Source organism: Bacillus clarus (assembly GCF_000746925.1).
Taxonomy (GTDB): Bacteria; Bacillota; Bacilli; order Bacillales; family Bacillaceae_G; genus Bacillus_A; species Bacillus_A clarus.
The window spans coordinates 857,896-881,085 of the sequence record NZ_JMQC01000008.1 but is presented as its reverse complement, the minus strand read 5'-3'; the positions used below and the strand labels follow the sequence as shown (position 1 = coordinate 881,085).

General features: G+C 36.6%; 18 protein-coding genes and 1 pseudogene. All 19 read left to right on the top strand.

From position 1 onward, the window contains the following. The first annotated feature begins 154 nt into the window (after window positions 1-154). Window positions 155-1,042, top strand: a complete 888-nt coding sequence (gene panE / locus DJ93_RS05135; RefSeq protein ID WP_042979493.1) for a 2-dehydropantoate 2-reductase — start codon at window positions 155-157, stop codon at window positions 1,040-1,042. A gap of 79 nt (window positions 1,043-1,121) precedes the next feature. Continuing rightward, window positions 1,122-2,738 carry a bacillithiol biosynthesis cysteine-adding enzyme BshC gene (bshC, locus tag DJ93_RS05130; RefSeq protein WP_042984148.1) on the top strand — a complete coding sequence of 539 codons (1,617 nt, stop codon included), beginning with the start codon at window positions 1,122-1,124 and terminating at the stop codon, window positions 2,736-2,738. Between the two features lie 369 nt (window positions 2,739-3,107). Then, on the top strand, window positions 3,108-4,040 hold the full coding sequence (gene rsmH, locus DJ93_RS05125; RefSeq protein WP_042979491.1) for a 16S rRNA (cytosine(1402)-N(4))-methyltransferase RsmH: 933 nt from the start codon (window positions 3,108-3,110) through the stop codon (window positions 4,038-4,040). A 15-nt stretch (window positions 4,041-4,055) separates the two neighbouring features. Further along, window positions 4,056-4,415, top strand: coding sequence for a cell division protein FtsL (gene ftsL, locus DJ93_RS05120; RefSeq protein WP_042979490.1), 360 nt, complete (start codon window positions 4,056-4,058; stop codon window positions 4,413-4,415). A 21-nt stretch (window positions 4,416-4,436) separates the two neighbouring features. Beyond that, window positions 4,437-6,584, top strand: a complete 2,148-nt coding sequence (locus DJ93_RS05115) for a penicillin-binding protein (protein ID WP_080743354.1) — start codon at window positions 4,437-4,439, stop codon at window positions 6,582-6,584. A 98-nt stretch (window positions 6,585-6,682) separates the two neighbouring features. Next, window positions 6,683-8,599 (top strand): stage V sporulation protein D, encoded by a 1,917-nt coding sequence (locus tag DJ93_RS05110; RefSeq protein ID WP_042979489.1) that lies wholly within the window; start codon window positions 6,683-6,685, stop codon window positions 8,597-8,599. A gap of 277 nt (window positions 8,600-8,876) precedes the next feature. After that, entirely contained in the window at window positions 8,877-10,352 is a 1,476-nt protein-coding gene (locus DJ93_RS05105; protein ID WP_042979488.1) for a UDP-N-acetylmuramoyl-L-alanyl-D-glutamate--2,6-diaminopimelate ligase, read from the top strand. A 22-nt stretch (window positions 10,353-10,374) separates the two neighbouring features. Beyond that, window positions 10,375-11,349, top strand: coding sequence for a phospho-N-acetylmuramoyl-pentapeptide-transferase (gene mraY / locus DJ93_RS05100; RefSeq protein WP_042979487.1), 975 nt, complete (start codon window positions 10,375-10,377; stop codon window positions 11,347-11,349). Beyond that, window positions 11,350-12,702 (top strand): UDP-N-acetylmuramoyl-L-alanine--D-glutamate ligase, encoded by a 1,353-nt coding sequence (gene murD, locus DJ93_RS05095; protein ID WP_042979486.1) that lies wholly within the window; start codon window positions 11,350-11,352, stop codon window positions 12,700-12,702. A gap of 87 nt (window positions 12,703-12,789) precedes the next feature. Continuing rightward, complete coding sequence (gene spoVE, locus DJ93_RS05090) at window positions 12,790-13,881, top strand: stage V sporulation protein E (RefSeq protein WP_042979485.1); 1,092 nt, start codon at window positions 12,790-12,792, stop codon at window positions 13,879-13,881. 108 nt (window positions 13,882-13,989) lie between these two features. Next, window positions 13,990-15,084 (top strand): undecaprenyldiphospho-muramoylpentapeptide beta-N-acetylglucosaminyltransferase, encoded by a 1,095-nt coding sequence (gene murG, locus DJ93_RS05085; RefSeq protein ID WP_042979484.1) that lies wholly within the window; start codon window positions 13,990-13,992, stop codon window positions 15,082-15,084. Between the two features lie 60 nt (window positions 15,085-15,144). Beyond that, window positions 15,145-16,050 (top strand): UDP-N-acetylmuramate dehydrogenase, encoded by a 906-nt coding sequence (gene murB / locus DJ93_RS05080; protein WP_042984146.1) that lies wholly within the window; start codon window positions 15,145-15,147, stop codon window positions 16,048-16,050. 98 nt (window positions 16,051-16,148) lie between these two features. Next, on the top strand, window positions 16,149-16,919 hold the full coding sequence (locus tag DJ93_RS05075) for a cell division protein FtsQ/DivIB (RefSeq protein WP_042979483.1): 771 nt from the start codon (window positions 16,149-16,151) through the stop codon (window positions 16,917-16,919). 397 nt (window positions 16,920-17,316) lie between these two features. After that, window positions 17,317-18,618: a cell division protein FtsA gene (gene ftsA, locus DJ93_RS05070; protein WP_042979482.1), complete on the top strand. Its 1,302-nt coding sequence runs from the start codon at window positions 17,317-17,319 to the stop codon at window positions 18,616-18,618. 39 nt (window positions 18,619-18,657) lie between these two features. Further along, a complete protein-coding gene (ftsZ, locus tag DJ93_RS05065) occupies window positions 18,658-19,812 on the top strand; it encodes a cell division protein FtsZ (protein WP_042979481.1) in 1,155 nt (384 codons plus the stop codon). A 252-nt stretch (window positions 19,813-20,064) separates the two neighbouring features. Then, the gene (gene spoIIGA, locus DJ93_RS05060) at window positions 20,065-20,982 is read left to right on the top strand and encodes a sigma-E processing peptidase SpoIIGA (protein ID WP_042979480.1); all 918 of its coding nucleotides are present in this window, start codon (window positions 20,065-20,067) and stop codon (window positions 20,980-20,982) included. A gap of 19 nt (window positions 20,983-21,001) precedes the next feature. Next, window positions 21,002-21,720, top strand: a pseudogene (gene sigE / locus DJ93_RS05055) (RNA polymerase sporulation sigma factor SigE). Window positions 21,721-21,913: 193 nt separating this feature from the next. After that, entirely contained in the window at window positions 21,914-22,693 is a 780-nt protein-coding gene (gene sigG / locus DJ93_RS05050; RefSeq protein WP_042979479.1) for an RNA polymerase sporulation sigma factor SigG, read from the top strand. Between the two features lie 145 nt (window positions 22,694-22,838). Next, on the top strand, window positions 22,839-23,117 hold the full coding sequence (locus DJ93_RS05045) for a YlmC/YmxH family sporulation protein (RefSeq protein WP_042979478.1): 279 nt from the start codon (window positions 22,839-22,841) through the stop codon (window positions 23,115-23,117). The last annotated feature ends 73 nt before the right edge of the window (window positions 23,118-23,190 follow it).

The following is a 23,190-nucleotide window of genomic DNA, read 5'->3' as shown; positions in this document are numbered from 1 at the left end:
ATGAATGGGTAGTTAAGTTTTAGTCTATTTCTTTTTTACGGGTTTTATGCAAATAGCAAAATATAATAAGGATTGATTTGTAACATATAGATATAGGGAGGGAGCAAGCGAGAGACTCATATTAGATCACTCTAATGTAAGTGCTCTTGTGTAAATAAATATGAAAATCGGGGTTGTTGGGCCAGGAGCTATCGGTCTCCTATATGCATTTTATTTTAAAAAAAATAAGCAAGATGTTACATTGTTTACAAGAACAGTTGAGCAAGCAGAAAAATTCATGCAGACGGGTATAATATGTATGCGAGATGGAAAACAGGAAACTGTATTCCCTCGTGTTTTACCGATAGAGAATATGTTAGACGAGAGGTTAGATTACACGTTCATAGCTGTAAAACAATATCATTTATCAGATATACTTCCGTTTGTACAGGAGAAGCCAGCAGTAGTTTTTTTACAGAATGGGATGTCTCACCTTCATGTTATGGAAGCGTTGAGTTGTGAAAGTGTCGCGATAGGTATGGTAGAGCATGGAGCGAAAAAAGAGAATGAATATACGATCCGCCATGCGGGGATAGGTGTTACAAAATTTGGGCTTGTACGTGGTGAGTATAATCAATTCGAAGCGATGTTCAATTGTTTCCCTTCTCGGTGCTTCTCTTATCAAATAGAGGACGATTGGAAGCAAACGATGTGTAATAAATTAATAGTTAATGTATGTATTAATCCGTTAACGGCACTGTTAGGGGTGCAAAATGGCGAATTGATATCAAATCCGTTTTTTTATAAAACGATGGAGCAAGTATTTCTAGAGGTCTCATTTCTAATAAGTGATCAAAAAAAAGAATCTTTATGGAAAATGGTTTGCCAAGTGTGCGAAAAAACATCAAACAACACATCTTCTATGTTAGCTGACATAAAAGAAAAACGACAAACAGAAATTAATGCTATTGTTGGTTATGTAATAGAAGAAGCCGAGAAACAACAAAAACAAGTTCCGACACTTCAATTTCTTTACAATGCAATAAAAGGATTGGAAGCATAAGAGATATTCTTTGCTTTTACATTGAACATTGACTACAATGTGGATTGGTGAGAGAACAGGATATGAAAGGAAGAATTATATGGAGATAAAAGAAATCTCTGTTCCACTACAAGGTGTTGTGGCGGACTATATGAACGGTAAAAAAGAGATTCAGACATGTTTTGATTATCAGTTAACAGAAGATGGTTTTAAGCAGCGTCTGCGTGATTTACGTGATAAAAAGTTTTTCCGCCAAGATTTGGTGGCGCATTTATTAGAATATAATACACATTTACAGGCTGGAGAATATACAATTCGAAATATAGAAATGCTTGCGGATGAAAATACATACGTCGTTATAGGTGGACAACAGGCGGGGTTACTTACAGGGCCGTTGTATACAGCACATAAAATTATTTCTATTTTACAGTTAGCTAAGGAAAAAGAAGCTAGTTTAGGAGTTAAGGTTGTCCCTGTTTTTTGGATTGCTGGTGAAGATCATGATATTGATGAAATTAATCATATATTTGTAACGAAAAATAGAAAAGTAAAAAAGACGATTTTTCATGACCGCCATCCGAAAAAGGCAAGTGCTTCTGAATCGGATCTTTCACTTGAAGACTGTAGAAACTGGATTGAAGAGATTTTTAAAACATATCCAGAAACGAATTTTACAAAGGATGTATTACAATTTGTTGAAGATGCTTTGAAGAAGTCACGCACGTATGTAGATTTCTTTGCGCATCTCATTACCAATCTGTTCGCGGATTCAGGGTTGATTCTCGTAGATTCTCATCATCCTGCATTAAGAAAATTAGAAGTGCCGTTCTTTAAACGAATTTTAAGTGACTATAAGGGTGTTCAAGACGGTCTTTATAATCAGCAGCAGGTTATTAGGGAGCAGGGATATAAACCAATTATTGAAACGAAATCAAATGCAGTGCATGTATTTATGCAAATTGAAGAAGAGCGTGTGCTGTTAGAAGAAGTGAACGGGAAGTTTATTGGTAAAGATGGGACGTATTCATTTTCGTACGAAGAATTAATAGGAGAGATGGAAAGAAGCCCAGAGCGTTTTAGTAATAATGTTGTAACACGCCCGCTTATGCAAGAATATATTTTCCCGACATTAGCTTTTATCGGAGGGCCTGGTGAAATTGCTTACTGGAGTGAATTACAACAAGTATTTCATGTGTTTGGCTTCCAGATGCCACCAGTCGTTCCTCGTCTTACAATAAGTTATATGGAAAGAGATATAACAACAGATATATATGATTTAGACTTACATGAAAATGATCCGTTTGTATATGATATCGGTGATTTGCGAGAAAAGTGGCTGTCTAATCAAATAGAAGAACCGATTGATGGTCAATTTGTTGAAGCGAAAAAAGGGATAATGGATATCCATACATCGTTACAACAGTTTGTGAAAACAATAGATCCTGGATTAGGTGAATTCGCTGAGAAGAATGAGCGGAAAATTAATGAGCAAATTGAACTGCTAGAAAGAATGCTAAAAAGAAATGTTGAGAAAAAACATGAAGTTCAACTGAACAAGTTCCGTCGCTTACAATTCGCGCTTCGCCCGCTCGGGGCACCGCAAGAACGGGTGTGGAATATATGTTATTATTTGAATCAATTCGGCCTTGATTTTCTTGATCGGGTGATGAAGCAATCTTATTCATGGGATGGAAAACATCATGTTATAAAACTATAAAATCTTGCTCCTTGGAGCAGGATTTTATTTTTGTTTCGTTGAATTAACTTTGAAATGAAATTTTTCTGAATTATAAGTTTTTAAGTTCTGGAGAATGTTGCAAGGAAGGAAACAAACATATATGACAAAATAGCACAAAATGTAAACGGATTAATATGTTTTTCGACAGGTTTTTATTTAAATTCCCGCAAAAAATGATAAAATTTAGTATATAATAAATTAAAACGGCTATTTGTATAGAGTACTTTCCTTAAGTGGTAAGTTAAAGGAGTCGTGCTTTACTAGCATTTCATTTTCTGACGGATAATGATTCGTGAGGAGAAGTAGATGCGTTCAACATAATTAATTGGAAAAAGAGTAGGTGCAACAATGTTTAAACACGTAACAGTACTTTTAAAAGAAACAGTAGATGGCTTGGATATAAAGCCGGGTGGTACATATGTAGACTGTACACTAGGCGGCGGGGGACATAGTTCTTATTTACTATCCCAGCTAACAGAAGGAGGAAAGTTAATTGCATTTGATCAAGATGAAATTGCGATTCAAAATGCAAAAGAAAAATTCTCTTCTTATGGTGAGCAATTTGTAACAGTAAAGAGTAACTTCCGCTATTTATCAGAAAAGCTACATGAATTAGGTATCACAGAAGTAGATGGGATTTTATTTGATTTAGGTGTTTCATCCCCACAATTAGATACGCCAGAGCGTGGTTTTAGTTATCATCATGATGCACCGTTGGATATGCGGATGGATCAAGATGCCCCATTAACAGCATATGATGTTGTAAACAGCTGGTCATATGAACAACTCGTAAGAATTTTCTTCCAATACGGTGAAGAGAAATTTTCAAAACAAATTGCAAGAAAAATTGAAGCGTATCGTGAGAATAAAGCAATTGAAACAACAGGAGAGCTAGTGGAATTGATTAAAGAAGGTATTCCAGCTCCAGCACGTCGAACAGGTGGACATCCTGCCAAACGAGTATTCCAGGCTATACGTATTGCTGTAAATGATGAGTTAAAAGTATTTGAAGAAGCGCTAGAATCTGCGATTGATATGGTAAAGCCAGGCGGAAGAATTAGCGTTATTACCTTCCATTCATTAGAAGATCGTATTTGTAAAACAACGTTTAAAAGAAACAGCACAACTCCACAGCTTCCACCAGGTTTACCAATTATTCCTGATGAGTTCAAGCCGAAGTTAAAGCTTATTACAAGAAAGCCGATTTTGCCTTCTGATATAGAATTAGAAGAGAATAATCGTGCGCGTTCTGCGAAGTTACGGATCGCTGAAAAACGATAAAAAGGAGAGAGAGGTATGACTAATTTAGCTGTAAAGTACAAACAACCTGTGCAAGAAGAGGTGCAATCTCAAGTCCCACAGCAGACGATACAACCGAAAGCTAAGGTGAAGATTACAAGAATTGAGAAACTGTTGTATGTAGCTTTTATTGGCTTTTTATTATATGCCTGTGTAGCTTTTATTGGAAATAAAGCGGGATTATATCAAGTTAATACAGAAGCAGCCACTATAGAACAGGAAATTGTAACACAGCAAAAAGAAAATCAAGAATTACAAGCTGAAGTGGAAAAGTTAAGTCGTTATGACCGAATCGCTGAAATCGCAAAAAAACACGGGCTAGAAATTAATGCGAATAACGTGAAAGGTCTACAGTAGGCGAGCAGGTGTGAAACGGATATGAAGATAAATATGAGTAAATTTCATACCAATAAAGGAGCAGGTTACTTTATGATATTTTTCCTCCTGCTCTTTTTTCTGTTGTTAGCCCGATTCTTTTATATTCAAGCAACAGGAACAGTGCATAAACAGGACTTAAAGAAACTTGCTGAGCAAAAACATAGTAAAACAGGTGTACTTGAAGCGAACCGTGGGACAATATATGACCAAAATGGCCATGTGTTAGCACAGGATGCGAATTCTTATAAAATTGTAGCAGAGTTAAAAGGCGCTAATTCGGTAAAGGATAAAGAAGATACTGCTAAAAAAATTGCAGGTGTACTTGGGAAAGGCGAAGAGGAGATTTTAGCCACTTTAAACAAAGATAAGAGGCAAGTGGAATTTGGAACGTTAGGGAAAAACTTGACGAAAGAGAAAAAAGAACAAATAGAAAATCTTAAAATGCCAGGTATTTCTTTCGTTACAGAAAAAGCGAGAGTATATCCGAATGGGGATTTTGCGTCGTACGTAATAGGCCATGCGAAACCGAATGATGATGGGATTGCAGAAGGTCAATTTGGATTAGAAAAAAGTTTAGATAAGTATTTGCGTGCTTCTAATGGGAAGGTAGCTTATACGGGAGATCGTAAAGGGGTTTCTCTTGATGGTGGGAAAGTAAATGTAAAGGCACCTACAAATGGAGATAATGTATACTTAACGATTGATCAGCGTATTCAAAGTTTTCTAGAAGAGGCAATGAAAGCAGCGGATAAACATTACGAACCGGAAATGTTAATTGGAGTTGTTGCAGATCCAAAAACGGGAAAAATATTAGCGATGTCTAGTAGTCCTAGTTATGATCCGAATAAGCGTGATATTCATCATTTTTTAAATGATCCAATTGCGAGTGCGTTTGAACCTGGATCTACGATGAAAATTTTCACGCTAGCAGCAGCCATTAATGAAGGTGTATATGATGGACAAGCGTATTATCAATCTGGTACGTATCCAGTTGGAAATCGTAAAATAAAAGATCATAACGGTGGTGCAGGATGGGGATCTATTACTTTTGATGAAGGGGTAGAACGTTCTTCAAACGTCGCTTTTGCGATTTTAGGCGATCAAAAACTTGGACCAGAACGTTTCAGGCAATACATTCACAAATTTGGATTAGATGAAAAAACAAACATTGATTTACCTGGTGAAGGGCCAAATACAATTATATTTGATCAACAAATTCAACAAGTTACAACAACATTTGGACAAGGTTCTACTGTTACTCCAATCCAGCTTGTACAAGCCGCAACAGCGATTGCGAATGATGGGAAAATGATGAAACCTTATACAATTGATAAAATTGTAGATCCAATAACAGATAAAGTAAAGTTAGAACATAAACCAGAAGAAGTAGGAAAACCTGTTACTAAAGAGACAGCAGCTCAAGTAAGGCAATTGTTAGAGCGCGTTGTTACATCACCAAAGGGAACAGGGAATGCATATAAGATTGATGGGTATTCAGTTGGTGGTAAAACAGGTACGGCACAAATACCTGACGGTAAAGGTGGCTATATGATAGGAAGGGAGAATTATATATTCTCATTCTTAGGTATGGCACCGATGGATGATCCTCAACTAGTTGTATATTTAGCGATTAAGCAACCGAAATTAAAAGATAATGAATATGGGGCACAACCCCTTGCCGAAATCTTCAAATCTGTAACGAAAAATAGTTTAGAGTATTTGAAGATTAAACCAAATGAAGTAAAAGATCCGAAAAAATATGTAAAAGAACAGCAAACTGTCGTACCAGATGTAACTGGAAAGACGATGGAAGAAGCGAAAGTGGCATTGGAAAAAGCTAAGCTGCGTCCAATTATATTAGGTGAAGGGAAAGTACAACAACAAGTACCGAAAGCAACCGAAAAAACATTGAAGGGTGATCGAGTCTTCTTAGTAGGAGATAAACCTACAATGCCAAATATACAAGGTTGGGCACTTCGTGATGTTATGAATTTAGCAAAAACATTAAGGCTTAATTTAAAACCGTCTGGTACAGGATATGTAACGGAGCAAAGTGTAGCGGAAGGAACGTTATTACAACCTGGTACAGAATTAGGTGTAACACTCGTGCCACCGCTTGAGCCACAGCAAGAGGCGGAGAAGCCGTAATGAGTTTGTAGTAAGAGAAACGAAAGTGAAAAAGTTCTAATTGAATAGGTACAAGCATATATTGGAACAAGCTAGGCGTAAGGGAGGCTTGTTCCAATATGCGTGTATCAAACGTAACGGTTAGGAAACGACTTATTTTTATACTGATATCGGGTATACTCATTTTCACAATTATTGATATTCGTCTTGGGTATGTACAGTTTTTTCTTGGGAATATGCTAACGGATCGTGCGAAAGATTCATGGAGTCGTAATATTACTTTTGAACCTGAACGTGGAAAAATTTTAGATCGAAATGGTGTGGAGCTCGCAACGAATAAAAGTGCACCGACCGTCTTTGTTGTACCAAGACAAATTGAAAAACCAGCAGAGACTGCAGAGAAGCTAGCTGCAGTTTTAGGTGCGGAAAAAGAAGATATTTATAAACGTATTACAAAAAAAGAGTCCATCGTAAGGTTAGATAAAGGTGGAAGGAAAATTTCGCATGATAAAGCAAAGGAAGTGCGTGGTTTAAGTTTAAAAGGCGTTTATATTGCTGAGGATTCAATTCGGTACTATCCATTTGGAAAATATTTATCACACGTATTAGGTTTTGCAGGTAGTGATAATCAGGGGCTTATGGGACTAGAGGCATATTATGATAAAGAACTAAACGGAGATAAAGGCCACGTGAGATTTTTTGCAGATGCAAAAGGACAGCGAATGCCAAATGTTGGGGACGATTTTAAAAAACCAGAGGCTGGCTTAGATTTAAAATTAACAATCGATTCTCGAATCAATACGATTATAGAGAGAGAAATGAATATTGCAGATTCTACGTATAACCCAGATGGTATAATAGCAATCGCAATGAACCCCAAAAATGGTGAGATTTTAGGTATGTCAAGTCGCCCAAGTTTTGACCCGGCAGATTTTCAAAGTGTTTCTCCGGAAGTATTCAATCGAAATTTACCTGTATGGAGTACGTACGAGCCGGGTTCGACATTTAAAATTATTACGCTTGCAGCGGCTTTAAATGAAAAAAAAGTAGACTTAGAGAAAGATACGTTTTATGATGATGGAGCGGCTGAAGTGGGCGGTGCTAAGTTACGCTGCTGGAAAGCTGGTGGTCACGGTAGTCAAACATTTTTAGAAGTAGTTCAAAACTCTTGTAACCCAGGTTTTATCGAACTTGGTGATCGCCTTGGGAAAGATAAATTATTCCAATATATTCGTGATTTTGGATTTGGACAGAAGACTGGAATTGATTTGCAAGGAGAAGGTAAAGGGATTCTATTTAATTTAGACAAAGTTGGTCCAGTTGAACAAGCGACTACTGCTTTCGGCCAAGGGGTTTCTGTTACACCAATTCAACAAGTTGCTGCGGTAGCGGCAGCTGTAAATGGTGGAACCTTGTATCAGCCATACATCGCAAAGGAATTTGTCGATCCATCAAATAATCAAGTGGTTAGAAAGAAGACACCTGTTGAGAAAAGAAAAGTTATTTCCAAGGAAACGTCAGAGAAAGTTCGGTATGCATTGGAAAATGTTGTAGCGAAAGGTTCTGGTAAAGGGGCGTATATTGACGGTTATCGTGTTGGTGGAAAGACAGGGACGGCTCAAAAGGTGAAGGATGGAAAGTACTTAGAAAATAACTATATTGTATCTTTTATTGGGTTTGCTCCAGCAGATGATCCGCAAATTGTTGTATATGTTGCGGTTGATAATCCGAAGGGAGTAACTCAATTTGGTGGAGTTGTTGCTGCGCCAATTGTTGGTAATATTCTTCGCGATGCACTTCCTGTTATGGGAGTGGAACCAAGAAAAGAACAAGTTGAAAAAGAATATAAATGGGGCGATACGCCTACTATAGAAGTTCCTAATTTAATTGGAATGAAAAAGAACGAGTTACAAACACAACTTGTAGATTTAAAGCTTGATGTAAGCGGTGATGGAGAGAAAGTAATTAAGCAATCTCCAGAAGCTGGCGCTAAAGTAAAAGAGGGTTCGAAAATTAGAATTTACTTCGGTAATTAAAGGTAACAGGTTGTGTTTTATGATACAATTGGTGGAAGTTAGTTCTATAGGGGAGACTTCTTTTCATAAAATGAATTGCTATGAAAAGGGATATACTTTTGCTAAATATAAGAGCTAAAAAGGATTTATTTAGTCGAGACAATTATATGTCTCATTAATAATTGGGTCTGTCTTTGGACCATGGGGCAAGTATCTCCTGTTTAAATTTTTTAGACGGGAGATACTGTATGCCTAATAAAGAAGAGATAAATAAACAATGTAGAGAGGGTTTAGTGAAATGAAGTTGCACACACTTGTATCATGTTTGCATGATTTTCCAGTTGTTCCAAAAGAAAATCCGGAAATCACATCTATTGAGGCGGACTCACGTAAAGTGACAACAGGAAGCTTATTCGTATGTATGAAAGGATATACGGTTGATAGCCATGATTTCGCTAAGCAAGCAGCCGCGCAAGGTGCGGCTGCTATTGTTGCGGAAAGACCAATTGATGTTGACGTTCCAGTTGTACTTGTGAAAAATACGTTTCGTTCGTTAGCAGTGTTAGCTGATTATTTTTATGAGCAGCCAACGCACAAGTTGCATCTAATTGGAATTACAGGTACAAATGGAAAGACAACAACATCGCACATTATGGATGAGATTATGCGCGCGAACGGTCATAAAACAGGGCTAATTGGAACGATAAATATGAAAATCGGTGATGAAACATTTGAGGTGAAAAACACAACGCCAGATGCACTGACACTTCAACAAACGTTTTCAAAAATGGTTGAGCAACATGTGAATAGCGCAGTAATGGAAGTTTCTTCTCATGCATTAGACCTTGGTCGTGTACATGGTTGTGATTATGATGTTGCAGTATTTACAAATTTAACACAAGATCATTTAGATTATCATAACACGATGGAAGAATATAAACATGCAAAAGGTTTGCTTTTTGCACAGCTTGGTAATAGTTATTATCATAATCGTGAGAAGTATGCTGTGTTAAATAATGATGATCCAGTGGCAGAGGAGTATATGAGAAGTACGGCAGCTACTGTTGTTACATACGGTATTGATGTGCCTAGTGATATTATGGCAAAGGGTATCGTCATGACGAGTGGTGGTACAACATTTACACTTGTAACGCCGTATGAAAGTGTAAATGTTACGATGAAATTAATTGGAAAGTTTAACGTGTATAATGTTCTAGCTGCAACGGCAGCCGGGCTTGTTTCAGGCGTGACTTTACAAACAATTATCGATGTTGTGAAAGATTTGACTGGTGTTCCTGGACGTTTCGAAGTTGTGGATAGCGGGCAGGATTATACAGTTATTGTTGATTATGCTCATACACCAGATAGTTTGGAAAATGTATTAACAACGGCAAAGCAATTTGCAAAAGGTAATGTATATTGCATTGTTGGATGTGGTGGCGATAGAGATCGTACGAAAAGACCAATTATGGCGAGTGTCGCAACAGAATATGCGACACATGCGATTTATACATCAGATAACCCAAGAAGCGAAAACCCACAAGCTATTTTAGATGATATGGTAACTGGTGCAAAAGGGAATAATTATGAAGTAATTGTGGATCGAAAAGAAGCGATTTTCCATGCAATCTCTAAAGCACGAGCAGAAGATATTATTATTATTGCTGGAAAAGGCCATGAAACCTATCAAATTATTGGTAAAGAAGTACATCATTTTGACGATCGTGAAGTTGCTAGAGAAGCAATTATGAAGCGTCTAAACAACGAAGAGTAACAACATGAGAGGGGGACTACATGTGCTTGAACAAGGTTTATTAGTAACGGCAGGGGTAGCATTTTTAATTTCTGTTGCCCTTTCGCCATTGTTTATTCCATTTTTAAGAAAATTAAAGTTCGGACAGAGTATTCGTGATGAAGGTCCAAAATCACATCAAAAGAAATCAGGAACGCCAACGATGGGTGGTATTGTCATTTATGTTTCTATGATGGTAACTACACTTATTATGGCGATTAAATTTGATCATTTAGGTGCAAAGGTGTCACTATTATTATTAGTGACATTTGGCTATGGATTGATTGGATTTTTAGATGATTATATAAAAGTAGTTAAAAAAAGAAATCTTGGTTTAACATCAAAACAAAAATTGATTGGTCAACTTGTAATTGCGATTGCATTCTTTTTAATTGGAAAAGGGCAAGCATTTCAAACGTATATCATGATTCCAGGAACGGATGTTAAATTCGAATTAAGCTGGGCATATTTTGTTCTTGTATTATTTATGCTTATTGGTGGATCGAATGCGGTTAACTTAACAGATGGTTTAGATGGTTTATTATCAGGAACAGCTGCTATTGCATTTGGAGCATTTAGTATTATTGCCGTGGCTCAAGAACAATTTGGTGTAGCGATTTTCTGTATGGCAGTTGTAGGAGCTGTACTTGGCTTTTTAGTATTTAATGCGAATCCAGCCAAAGTATTTATGGGTGATACAGGATCCCTTGCATTAGGTGGTGCAATTGCAGCAGTAGCTATTTTATTAAAACAAGAATTATTACTTGTTGTTATTGGCGGCGTATTTGTAATGGAAACTTTATCTGTTATCATTCAAGTTATTTCATTTAAAACGACTGGGAAGCGTGTTTTTAAAATGAGTCCATTGCACCATCATTATGAATTATGCGGTTGGTCAGAATGGCGTGTTGTTGTAACGTTCTGGTCTGTAGGATTTTTATTAGCAGTATTAGGAATTTATATCGGGGTGTGGATGTAATTGAAAACTGTAACTGAATATCAAAATAAAAATATTCTTGTATTAGGTATTGCAAAAAGTGGTTATGCAGCAGCTACTCTATTAAAAAGCTTAGGAGCAAATGTTATTGTAAATGACGGAAAGCCATTAGCTGGTAATGTATTAGCTGCAGAATTGCAGGCGAAAGGAATGGATGTTGTATGTGGTGGGCATCCGTTAGAATTATTAGAGAGAAATATTTCGCTTGTTGTAAAGAACCCAGGAATTCCATATTCTAATCCATTACTAGTTGCAGCGAAAGAAAAACAGATTCCGGTTGTAACTGAAGTAGAGTTGGCATATCGTATTTCTGAGGCGCCTTTTGTTGGAATTACAGGATCTAATGGTAAAACAACAACGACAATGCTGACGTTTGAAATGTTAAAAGAAGGACAGAAGCACCCTGTTATTGCTGGAAATATAGGTACTGTAGCGTGTGAAGTCGCACAATCCGCAAAAGAAAACGAAGTAGTAGTTACAGAACTTTCATCTTTCCAATTGATGGGTGTGGAAGCATTCCAGCCAAAAATCGCAGCGTTCTTAAACTTATTTGAAGCGCATTTAGATTATCATGGCACAAAGAAAGAGTACGGTTTAGCAAAAGCGAATATCTTTAAAAATCAAACTGAAATGGATTATAGTGTGATCAATGCTGATGATGAAGGTGTAATGTCTTTATCGGCGAGTAGTAAAGGTCAAAAAGTACTATTTTCGACGACAAAAGAAATTGAAGATGGTGCCTATATAAAAGATAACGCCCTTTATTTTAAAGGGGAAAAAGTTGTGGAAGTGCAGGATATCGTTTTACCTGGGAAACATAGCTTAGAAAATATTTTAGCGGCAATGAGTATAGCGAAATTGCTAGGAGTATCAAACGAGGCAATCACTGCTGTATTAAAACGTTTTACAGGTGTAAAACATCGCCTAGAATATGTAACAACGATTAACAATCGTAAGTTTTATAATGATTCAAAAGCAACAAATATGTTAGCAACAGAAAAGGCTTTATCGGCATTTACACAACCTATTGTCCTATTAGCAGGTGGGCTTGATCGTGGAAATGAATTTGACGATTTAATTCCATATTTTAAACATGTAAAAGCGATCGTAACATTTGGACAAACTGCACCGAAGTTAGTAAAAGCGGCAGAAAAAGCAGGATTAGATACAATTGAAAGTGTCGATAATTTAGAAGAGGCAGTAGAAAAAGCTTACGCTCATTCTATTGAGGGAGATGTTATTCTTCTTTCACCAGCATGTGCAAGCTGGGATCAATTTAAAACATTTGAAGAAAGAGGAGACATTTTTATACAAGCTGTGCATAAACTTATATAAAGTAAATCAAAACATCAGTAGGCTAACACCTACTGATGTTTTGTTACATAGGACAAAAGGTTCTGTCCAAAGAGGTGGTGTTTGCCGATGAAGAAAACGCCTGATTTTATTCTTATTATCGTTACACTTGCTTTGTTAACAATTGGAATGATTATGGTTTATAGTGCGAGTGCTGTTTGGGCTTCCTATAAGATGGATGATTCATTCTTCTTTGCAAAACGACAACTATTATTTGCAGGACTAGGTGTAGTAGCAATGTTTTTTATAATGAAAATTGACTACTGGGTGTGGCGTACCTATTCGAAAGTAATTTTACTTATTTGCTTCATTCTCCTTGTTCTCGTTCTGATTCCTGGAATTGGACTTGTTCGGGGGGGAGCACGAAGTTGGATTGGAATTGGAGCATTTTCCATTCAACCGTCAGAGTTTATGAAATTTGCGATGATTATTTTTTTAGCTAAATTTTTAGCGGAAAGGCAAAAATTAATCACATCGTTTAAACGTGGTTTACTCCCAGCACTTGGTTTTGTATTTGTTGCTTTTGGAATGATTATGTTGCAACCAGACCTTGGAACAGGAACAGTAATGGTTGGGACATGTATCATCATGATATTTGTTTCGGGAGCACGAGTCTTTCATTTTGCAATGTTTGGATTACTTGGCGTAGCAGGATTTGTAGCGTTAATTGCATCGGCACCATATCGAATGAAGCGGATTACATCTTATTTAGATCCATGGTCAGATCCGCTTGGAAGCGGATTTCAAATTATTCAATCGTTACTCGCGATCGGTCCTGGTGGTTTATTTGGGCTTGGACTTGGGCAAAGTAGGCAGAAGTTTCTTTATTTACCTGAACCGCAAACTGACTTTATATTTGCGATTCTATCCGAGGAATTAGGTTTTATTGGTGGTTCATTTGTGTTATTATTATTTAGTCTATTATTATGGCGTGGGATTCGTATAGCATTAGGAGCGCCTGATTTATATGGTACGTTTTTAGCAGTAGGTATTGTGGCGATGATTGCGATTCAAGTGATGATTAATGTTGGTGTTGTGACAGGGTTAATGCCTGTTACCGGTATTACTTTGCCGTTTTTAAGTTATGGTGGATCAAGTTTGACCTTAATGTTAATGGCAGTAGGTGTATTATTGAATATAAGTCGTCATTCTCGCTACTAAACCCTGTTTATAAGACAGGGTTTTTCGTGTGTGGAAAAACGGGAAAATATAATACGTATATAGAAAAAGGACGATTGAAATTAGAACAGAGAAGCGGAGGAATTTGTAGTGCGAGTATTAGTTAGTGGTGGTGGCACAGGAGGGCATATATATCCAGCTCTTGCTTTAATTAGGGAGATAAAAAAATTACATCCTGAAGCGCGATTTTTATACATTGGTACGGAAAATGGCTTAGAGAGCACAATTGTTCCAAAAGCAGGTATACCGTTTCAATCTATCGTTATAAGTGGATTTAAACGTAAAATATCCCTTGATAATGTAAAAACAGTAATGCGTTTCTTAAAAGGCGTTCAGGATAGTAAACGATATATTCGTCGTTTTAACCCTGATATTGTCATTGGTACAGGTGGTTATGTATGTGGTCCTGTCGTTTATGCGGCAGCGAAATTAGGAATTCCAACTATCGTACATGAACAAAATAGTGTACCTGGTGTAACAAATAAATTTTTAAGTCGCTACGTTGATAAAGTTGCTGTTTGTTTTGAAGCAGCAATTGAACACTTCCCACAATCTAAAGTTGTTATGACAGGGAATCCACGTGCATCAGAAGTAATGAATCAAAATGGAATGAAAGGGAAGCGTTCAGTTGGACTAGCTCTTCCTAAAAAATCCGTTCTTATTTTTGGGGGAAGTCGTGGAGCTAGACCGATTAACGATGCTTTTGTAGAAGCGATTGAACAATTTGGGAACAAAAACTATGAAGTATTGTATGTTACAGGTGAAGTGCATTATGATAAAGTTATGGAAGCTGTGAAACAAAAAGGGAATCCGAATAATGTGATTATTAAACCATTTATTCATAATATGCCAGAGGTACTTACTGGTGTAGATCTTGTTGTTTCCCGCGCTGGCGCTACAACGCTTGCAGAGTTAACAGCGTTAGGTAAGCCGAGTGTGTTAATTCCAAGTCCTTATGTGACAAATAACCATCAAGAGAAAAATGCGCGCTCAGTTGTTGATAAAGGAGCAGCGAAAATGCTTCTTGAAAAAGACTTAACAGCTGAAACACTTCTTCGTGATATTGATGAGATTTTACTAGATGCACAAACATTACAAAATATGAAACTTGCTGCTAAACAGCTAGGAATTCCAGATGCAGCAAATAAGTTATTTGAAGTAATGAATAAGCTTGCACAAAAATAACGTTAGGTGAATGCCCTGCATACTACTGTAATAAGGAGACTTAATATGGGGGAGATCATCATGGAACAATTAGTAAATGAGCTTCTAGAAGCAAAAGTTGGTCGCGTGTTAGTGAAAGAGCCTTTAGCTCGTTATACAACTATGAAAATAGGTGGACCAGCTGATATTTTAATTGTGCCAAAGCATGTTGCCGGTATTAAGAAAACTTTAGAATTAGTAAAGAAATATAAGGTGAAATGGACTGCAATTGGACGTGGTTCAAACCTTCTTGTATCAGATCTTGGTATTGAAGGTGTTGTAATTCGTTTAGGAGAAGGATTAGACCACTTAAAAGTAGAAGAAACTATAATAAGAGTTGGTGGTGGATATCCCCTAATTAAGTTATCAACTTTACTTAGTCGCAGGGGGCTAGCTGGACTAGAATTTGCTAGTGGTATTCCAGGAAGTATTGGCGGTGCAGTGTATATGAATGCAGGTGCTCATAACTCTGATATATCAAACATTTTGACGAGAACTCATATTATGTTTGAAGACGGCATATTTGAGTGGTTAGCAAAAGACGAAATGGAATTTTCGTATCGTACATCTGTGTTACAAACAAAACGTCCTGGTATCGTATTAGAAGCTGAATTTCAGCTAAAAGCGGGCGAGCGTGAAGAGATTACTAGTAGGATGCAAAAAAATAAAGATTATCGCCGTGAAACACAGCCTTGGAATTATCCGTGCGCAGGCAGTATATTTCGAAACCCGCTCCCGTATTTTGCAGGAGATTTAGTAGAAAAAGCCGGTCTTCGTGGTTATCAAATTGGTGGCGCGAAAATTTCTGAAATGCACGGAAATTTTATTATTAATGCAGGGTCTGCATCGGCGCAAGATGTGCTAGAATTAATTGAATTTATAAAAAAAACAATTAAAGAAAAGTTTGGCATAGATATGCATACAGAAGTAGAAATAATTGGAAGATAACGGTTGGCCGTTCCGCTCATTATCATTTATGGTATAATAAGAAGATAAGAACGGCATGAGGAACATGCCGTTCTTTATGTTACATAGGGGGATCGTACATGAAAAATAGTAAAGTGATTAAACTACAAGATCGTGTACCAAAATTAAAGAACCAAAAGAAAAAGAATAAAAAGCCTGTTAATCACCGGCTAATTTTATACATATCGATTTTATTCCTATTAGTACTCTTTTTAATTTATTTTCGGTCTCCACTTAGTAATATAAAAAAGATAAGTGTTTTTGGAAATCATTATATGACAGATGAGCAAGTTATGAAGGAGTCTGGTGTTACATATGATACAAGTTATTTCCGAGTAACAGCTCATAAAGCAGAAGCAAATTTAACGAAAAGAAAAGAAATTAAAACTGTAAATGTCAAAAAGCGTTTTCCAAACAAAATTGATATCCATATAGAGGAACATATAACAATTGGTTATATAAACAAAGATGGTAAATTACAACCTCTTTTAGAAAATGGGAAAACACTTGATGTACTTCCAAATGGAAAACTACCTGTTGCAGCTCCGATTTTTGAACCATTTAAGGAAGAGAAAATGAAAGATTTAATTTCAGAGTTAGAAAAGCTAACTCCTACTATCCTGAGATCTATCTCGGAAATTCGTTATACACCAACGAATGCAAATGAGGATCATCTTACTTTATATATGAATGAAGGATATGAAGTGAGTACGACGATTCAAGATTTCGCAAAGCGCATGGAAGCTTATCCGCTCATTATAAAAACAATTGATCCAGGTAGGAAGGTTTTAATTGACCTAGAAGTGGGTGCGTATACGAAGTATTTAGATGGTGAAGAAAAGAAACAATAGAATGGTAGTTTTTACTTCGTTATTATGAATGGAACGAAACATACGTTCTTTTATGCGCATACTAATTTACAAGAATGATTAATTTGATGAAAAATATGTATATTTTCTTCGATTCATCCTAGGATTGGTACAAGTTTCGCTTTTCTACAAGTACATCTTAGTGTAGACTTATATTTGGCAGTAATCTTTATGCTTGAAATAGAATTATTTTAAGATAAAGCAGTTATACATAGATTACTGGTATATTCTTAAGTGAATGTTAAATAAAAATAAGAAAAATACAGGGTTAAAAAAGGGAAACGCATAAAGACGTTGAATATTTTTCTTATATAAAAGTTGCGATTGTTGTTCCATATATTGACTTGTATGGTATAAATAAAGAAGGAGGTGCCAAAGAATGAACAGCAATGAAATATATGTTAGTCTTGACATCGGTACATCCAATGTTAAAGTCATCATTGGTGAAATGGTTAATGACAGCTTGAACATTATTGGTGTTGGAAACGTAAAATCAAATGGTTTGAAAAAAGGCTCAATTGTTGACATAGACGAGACTGTTCGATCAATTAAAAAAGCAATTGAACAAGCTGAGCGTATGGTGGGGATTCACATTGAACAAGTTGTTGTAGGTGTCAATGCAAACCAAGTACAGTTGCTCCCTTGTCACGGAGTAGTCGCTGTTTCAAATGAAGATCGTGAAATCGGGAATGAAGATGTCTTGCGCGTTCTGGATGCAGCACAAGTTGTGTCTATTGCTCCTGAACGTGAGTTTATTGATGTGGTACCTCGACAGTTCATTGTAGACGGTCTAGACGAGATTAACGATCCACGCGGGATGATCGGTGTAAGATTAGAAATGGAAGGTACACTTATTACAGGCTCAAGAACATTACTACATAACTTACTTCGTTGTGTGGAAAAAGCAGGTCTTGAAATTGTTGATATTTGTCTGCAACCTTTAGCGGCTGCAACAGTTGCTTTATCTTCTGATGAAAAAAATAGAGGAGTAGCCCTAGTTGATATTGGGGGAGGATCTACAACTTTATCTATTTTTAAAGATGGTGAATTACAAGCAACGAGTGTATTGCCGCTAGGTGGAGATCATATAACGAAGGATATAGCGATTGGGCTGAAAACTTCAACAGAAAATGCAGATCAAATTAAGCTGAAATATGGACATGCTTTTTATGATACAGCATCTGAAGAAGAGGTGTTTACCGTTTCTATTATGGGAAGCGATCAAACAGAACAGTACTCTCAATTGGAGTTATCCGACATTATTGAGGCACGTGTAGAGGAAATTTTAATGTTCGTTCAAGAAGAAGTTCGTAAATTAGGGGTAAAACAAGTAGCTTCTGGTTATGTACTTACTGGCGGGATTGCTTCTATGCCGGGTGTTCTTGATCTTGCATATGATATTTTACATGAAAATGTTCGTATAGCAACTCCAGATTATATTGGTGTTCGTGAACCTCAATATACAATTGGAGTTGGATTAATTAAACACTCCTATCAAAAAGCTAAATTACGAGGGAAAAATGTTCAAGAAAAGCAAGAGCATTTTGAGCCAGTACCAGCGCCAATGCCGGTACAACAGCAACCTGCGAAACAAAAAACTCGTAATCAAAATAATACAGATCAAAACGATGACCGTATGATGTCAAAAGTAAAACGTGTATTCCGTTATTTATGGGATTAAAATTGGACACGAAAAATGAGGTTCTAGGGGGATTTCGACATGTTAGAGTTTGATACTACTCAAGATCAATTAGCGAATATAAAAGTTATCGGTGTCGGCGGTGGCGGAAATAACGCTGTAAACCGTATGATTGAGCATGGTGTACAAGGTGTAGACTTTATCGCCGTGAATACTGATGCACAAGCATTAAATTTATCAAAAGCTGAAACAAAAATGCAAATTGGTGGCAAATTAACGCGTGGACTTGGTGCAGGCGCAAACCCTGAAGTAGGGAAAAAAGCTGCTGAAGAAAGCAAAGAACAGATCCAAGAAGCACTTCGTGGTGCTGATATGGTATTTGTAACTGCTGGTATGGGCGGTGGAACTGGAACTGGTGCAGCTCCAGTTGTTGCTCAAGTTGCAAAAGAGTTAGGTGCATTAACAGTTGGTGTTGTAACGCGTCCATTCACATTCGAAGGTCGTAAACGTGCAACACAAGCTGCATCTGGTATTGCAGCATTTAAAGAAAATGTAGATACGTTAATCGTAATTCCAAACGATCGCTTACTAGAAATTGTTGATAAAAATACACCAATGCTAGAGGCGTTCCGTGAAGCTGATAACGTATTACGCCAAGGTGTTCAAGGTATTTCTGATTTAATTGCTACACCTGGTCTTATTAACTTAGACTTTGCAGATGTAAAAACAATTATGTCTAATAGAGGTTCTGCGTTAATGGGTATTGGATCTGGAAATGGTGAAAATCGTGCAGCTGAGGCAGCGAAAAAGGCGATTTCTAGTCCGTTGTTAGAAACATCTATTGATGGTGCACAAGGTGTGATTATGAACATTACAGGTGGAGCTAACTTGAGTCTATATGAAGTGCAAGAAGCAGCTGATATCGTAGCTTCGGCTTCAGACCCAGAAGTGAACATGATCTTTGGTTCTGTTATTAATGAAGGACTAAAAGATGATATTGTTGTAACTGTTATTGCGACTGGTTTTGATGATAGTATTGCAGTTCAACCACCGAAACCATTTGTACGTTCAAATGCGAATGCAAATCATGCGCAACAACAGCCGGTAGCTCAACCGTCAAAACAACGTGAAGTAAAACGTGAAGTGAAGCGTGAAGAGCCTGTTGTACATGAGCGTCATACAGATTCAGATGATATTGATATTCCAGCATTTTTACGTAATCGTCGTAGACGATAAAAGGAAAGGAGCTTTTATAGCTCCTTTTTTATTTTATGTTGTGTGAAAAAAAGACCTGCTTAAGCAGGTCTTTTTTTCTTTGAAATATTAAAAATGAGTGGTATATCATTCTACGAAAAAATTCTTTTCTTTTTTCACGACAGATTATGTCTAGAAATCACAAAATAACAAAAAAACCCCTCCGCAAATTGACACACTTTCCTATTGGATATGCATTATACTAGTCTCAACTTAAAAAAAGAGGTGAATTGTTTGGTGGTTTACGCCGACGTAGTTTGGTTGCTAAACGCCTGCATTGATTTTCTTTTACTTTTATTAACAGCTACTGTGTTAAAAAAGAGGATCAAAAGATGGAGGCTTGTATTAGGGGCATTGATAGGTTCAACGATTGTTATTTTTGCCTTTACTCCTTTTGCTTCTATGATGACGCATCCAATTATGAAACTACTGTATTCGTTACTTATTGTGTATACAGCATTTGGGTTTTCAACGTTTAGAAATTATGCACAAACTGTTTTTACTTTTTATTTTGTAACCTTTATGGTCGGAGGAGGATTGATTGGAACTCATTTCTTCTTACAAACAAATGAAATGGTAAATGGCTTAGTTCAAGCGAAATCGATTTCGTATGGCGATCCAGTAAGTTGGGTATTTGTTGTTTTCGGATTTCCAATTATTTATTATTTCTCGAAAAAGCGTATTGAAAATGTGGAAATCACTAAGATTCATTATGATCAAATTGTAAAAGTGAACATTAAATTAGCTGAATATGAATTTGAATTAGATGGCCTGATTGATAGTGGAAATCAGCTCCATGATCCTTTGACGAAAACACCAGTTATGATTATGCATATTTCATCATTAGAACATTGTTTACCGGCTTGGTTAACGGAGCAAATCTATTCCAAAACAGAGATTCCACAAATACCCGAAAGCGATGCTGGTTGGGCAACAAGACTACGTTTAATTCCTTTTCGGGCGGTAGGAGTAGATCATCAATTTTTATGGGCGATTAAGCCGGATAGTGTACTAGTTTATCATGAAGGAAGTGCTATGGTTGTAAGTAAAGTCTTAATTGGATTAAACACACAGCAATTGTCTACTAACGGAGAATATCAATGCATTATACATCCGAAAATGCTGATTTCACAAAAAGTGACCATTGCTTAATTACGAGAGGCGGGAGAAAATGACGAAATTGAAATTTTATTTAGTTTACCTTTGGTATAAGGTATTGCTTAAGCTTGGAATTAAGACCGATGAAATTTATTATATAGGTGGAAGTGAAGCGTTGCCACCTCCTTTGACAAAAGAGGAAGAAGAGGTTCTTTTAAATAAACTACCAAAAGGGGATCAAGCGGCTAGATCATTACTTATTGAACGTAACTTGCGTCTCGTTGTATATATTGCGCGTAAGTTTGAAAATACAGGAATAAATATTGAAGATTTAATTAGTATTGGAACAATTGGTCTTATTAAAGCTGTAAATACATTTAATCCAGAAAAAAAATAAAATTAGCAACATATGCATCTCGCTGTATAGAAAATGAAATTTTAATGCATTTGCGTAGAAATAATAAAAATCGTTCAGAAGTATCATTTGACGAACCACTCAATATTGATTGGGACGGGAATGAATTGTTGTTATCTGATGTTTTAGGTACTGATGATGACATTATTACGAAAGATTTGGAGGCTACTGTAGATCGTCATCTTCTTATGAAAGCATTGCATCAATTAAATGATCGTGAGAAGCAAATTATGGAACTTCGTTTCGGGCTTGCGGGTGGAGAGGAAAAGACACAAAAAGATGTAGCTGATATGCTGGGCATTTCTCAGTCATATATTTCTCGTCTGGAAAAAAGAATTATAAAAAGGTTACGGAAAGAATTTAATAAAATGGTATAGAGAATTTTTTTGTAAAAGGTTAAATAATGAAAGGAAATGTATAAAATCAGCCGGTATTCTGGCTGGTTTTATTTTGTGTTTACAAAGTGGCCATTGTATGTGCGTTAAAAATGATAGAAAAACTGCATGCATAAAATCCCCTTCAAAGGAAATACTTTACACTGTACAGCAACTCCCGATAGGAGGGAACACTTTGACGAGAAACAAAGTAGAAATTTGCGGTGTTGATACAGCTAAACTTCCAGTACTAAAAAATGAAGAGATGCGTAAATTATTTCGAGAAATGCAAAGTGGAGAGATAAGCGCAAGAGAGAAATTAGTGAATGGAAACTTACGTCTTGTACTGAGCGTCATCCAACGATTTAACAATAGAGGAGAATTTGTTGATGATTTATTTCAAGTTGGCTGCATTGGACTTATGAAATCCATTGATAACTTTGATTTAAGCCAAAATGTTAAATTTTCAACATATGCTGTGCCGATGATTATTGGGGAAATACGCAGATATTTGCGTGACAACAATCCAATTCGTGTTTCTCGTTCATTACGAGATATCGCGTATAAAGCATTGCAAGTAAGAGAGAAATTAATTGCCGAAAATTCAAAAGAACCAACAGCAATGGATATTGCAAAAGTTCTTGAAGTAACTCATGAAGAAATTGTTTTTGCGCTTGATGCCATTCAAGATCCAGTTTCATTGTTTGAACCGATTTATAACGATGGGGGAGATCCTATTTTCGTTATGGATCAGCTAAGTGATGAAAAACAAAAGGACGAGCAGTGGATCGAAGAGTTAGCGCTAAAAGAAGGAATGAAGCGCTTGAATGATCGAGAAAAAATGATTATCCGAAAACGTTTCTTTCAAGGGAAAACACAAATGGAAGTTGCAGAAGAAATTGGAATTTCCCAAGCTCAAGTATCGCGTTTAGAGAAGTCTGCTATTAAGCAAATGAATAAAACAATTCAAGGCTAAGGTCTCACCATTCATGGTGAGACCTTTTCACATGTAATGTAGTTTCCGCTCATAGAGAGGAGGACACATTCATATAATGACAATAAAAAGGATTTTCGTTAGTGGAGGCTACTTCCTGTAATGAGAGATAAAGGAGAGGATAACAATGATACGAATTTCGGAGTTTCAGATGAAGGATGTTGTTAATGTTTCAGATGGGAAAAAACTTGGGAATATTGGGGATATCGATATTGATATGAATACTGGAAAGATTAGGGCGGTTATTATTTCAAAACAGACAAGGATGCTAGGATTCTTTGGAAAGGAAGCAGAATTTGTGATTCCTTGGAAACAAATTGTGAAAATTGGGGAAGATGTAATACTTGTAAGAGCAGATCATGTTACTTCTGTAACAGAACCAATACAAACACCGACAATTTCTTAAAGAATATTACAAATTCCTCTTTTTTTTCTGTTGTCATTATGGAAAAATAAAAGTATGGTAAAATAGACAGGAA

Bases quoted from the DNA above. Each gene is read 5' to 3' on its own strand.
- bshC (WP_042984148.1), top strand. From the start codon at position 1,122: ATGGAGATAAAAGAAATCTCTGTTCCACTACAAGGTGTTGTGGCGGAC.
- DJ93_RS05075 (WP_042979483.1), top strand. From the start codon at position 16,149: ATGAAAAATAGTAAAGTGATTAAACTACAAGATCGTGTACCAAAATTA.
- DJ93_RS05115 (WP_080743354.1), top strand. From the start codon at position 4,437: ATGAAGATAAATATGAGTAAATTTCATACCAATAAAGGAGCAGGTTAC.
- DJ93_RS05105 (WP_042979488.1), top strand. From the start codon at position 8,877: ATGAAGTTGCACACACTTGTATCATGTTTGCATGATTTTCCAGTTGTT.
- rsmH (WP_042979491.1), top strand. From the start codon at position 3,108: ATGTTTAAACACGTAACAGTACTTTTAAAAGAAACAGTAGATGGCTTG.
- spoVE (WP_042979485.1), top strand. From the start codon at position 12,790: ATGAAGAAAACGCCTGATTTTATTCTTATTATCGTTACACTTGCTTTG.
- murB (WP_042984146.1), top strand. From the start codon at position 15,145: ATGGAACAATTAGTAAATGAGCTTCTAGAAGCAAAAGTTGGTCGCGTG.
- DJ93_RS05045 (WP_042979478.1), top strand. From the start codon at position 22,839: ATGATACGAATTTCGGAGTTTCAGATGAAGGATGTTGTTAATGTTTCA.
- ftsZ (WP_042979481.1), top strand. From the start codon at position 18,658: ATGTTAGAGTTTGATACTACTCAAGATCAATTAGCGAATATAAAAGTT.
- ftsA (WP_042979482.1), top strand. From the start codon at position 17,317: ATGAACAGCAATGAAATATATGTTAGTCTTGACATCGGTACATCCAAT.
- ftsL (WP_042979490.1), top strand. From the start codon at position 4,056: ATGACTAATTTAGCTGTAAAGTACAAACAACCTGTGCAAGAAGAGGTG.
- DJ93_RS05110 (WP_042979489.1), top strand. From the start codon at position 6,683: ATGCGTGTATCAAACGTAACGGTTAGGAAACGACTTATTTTTATACTG.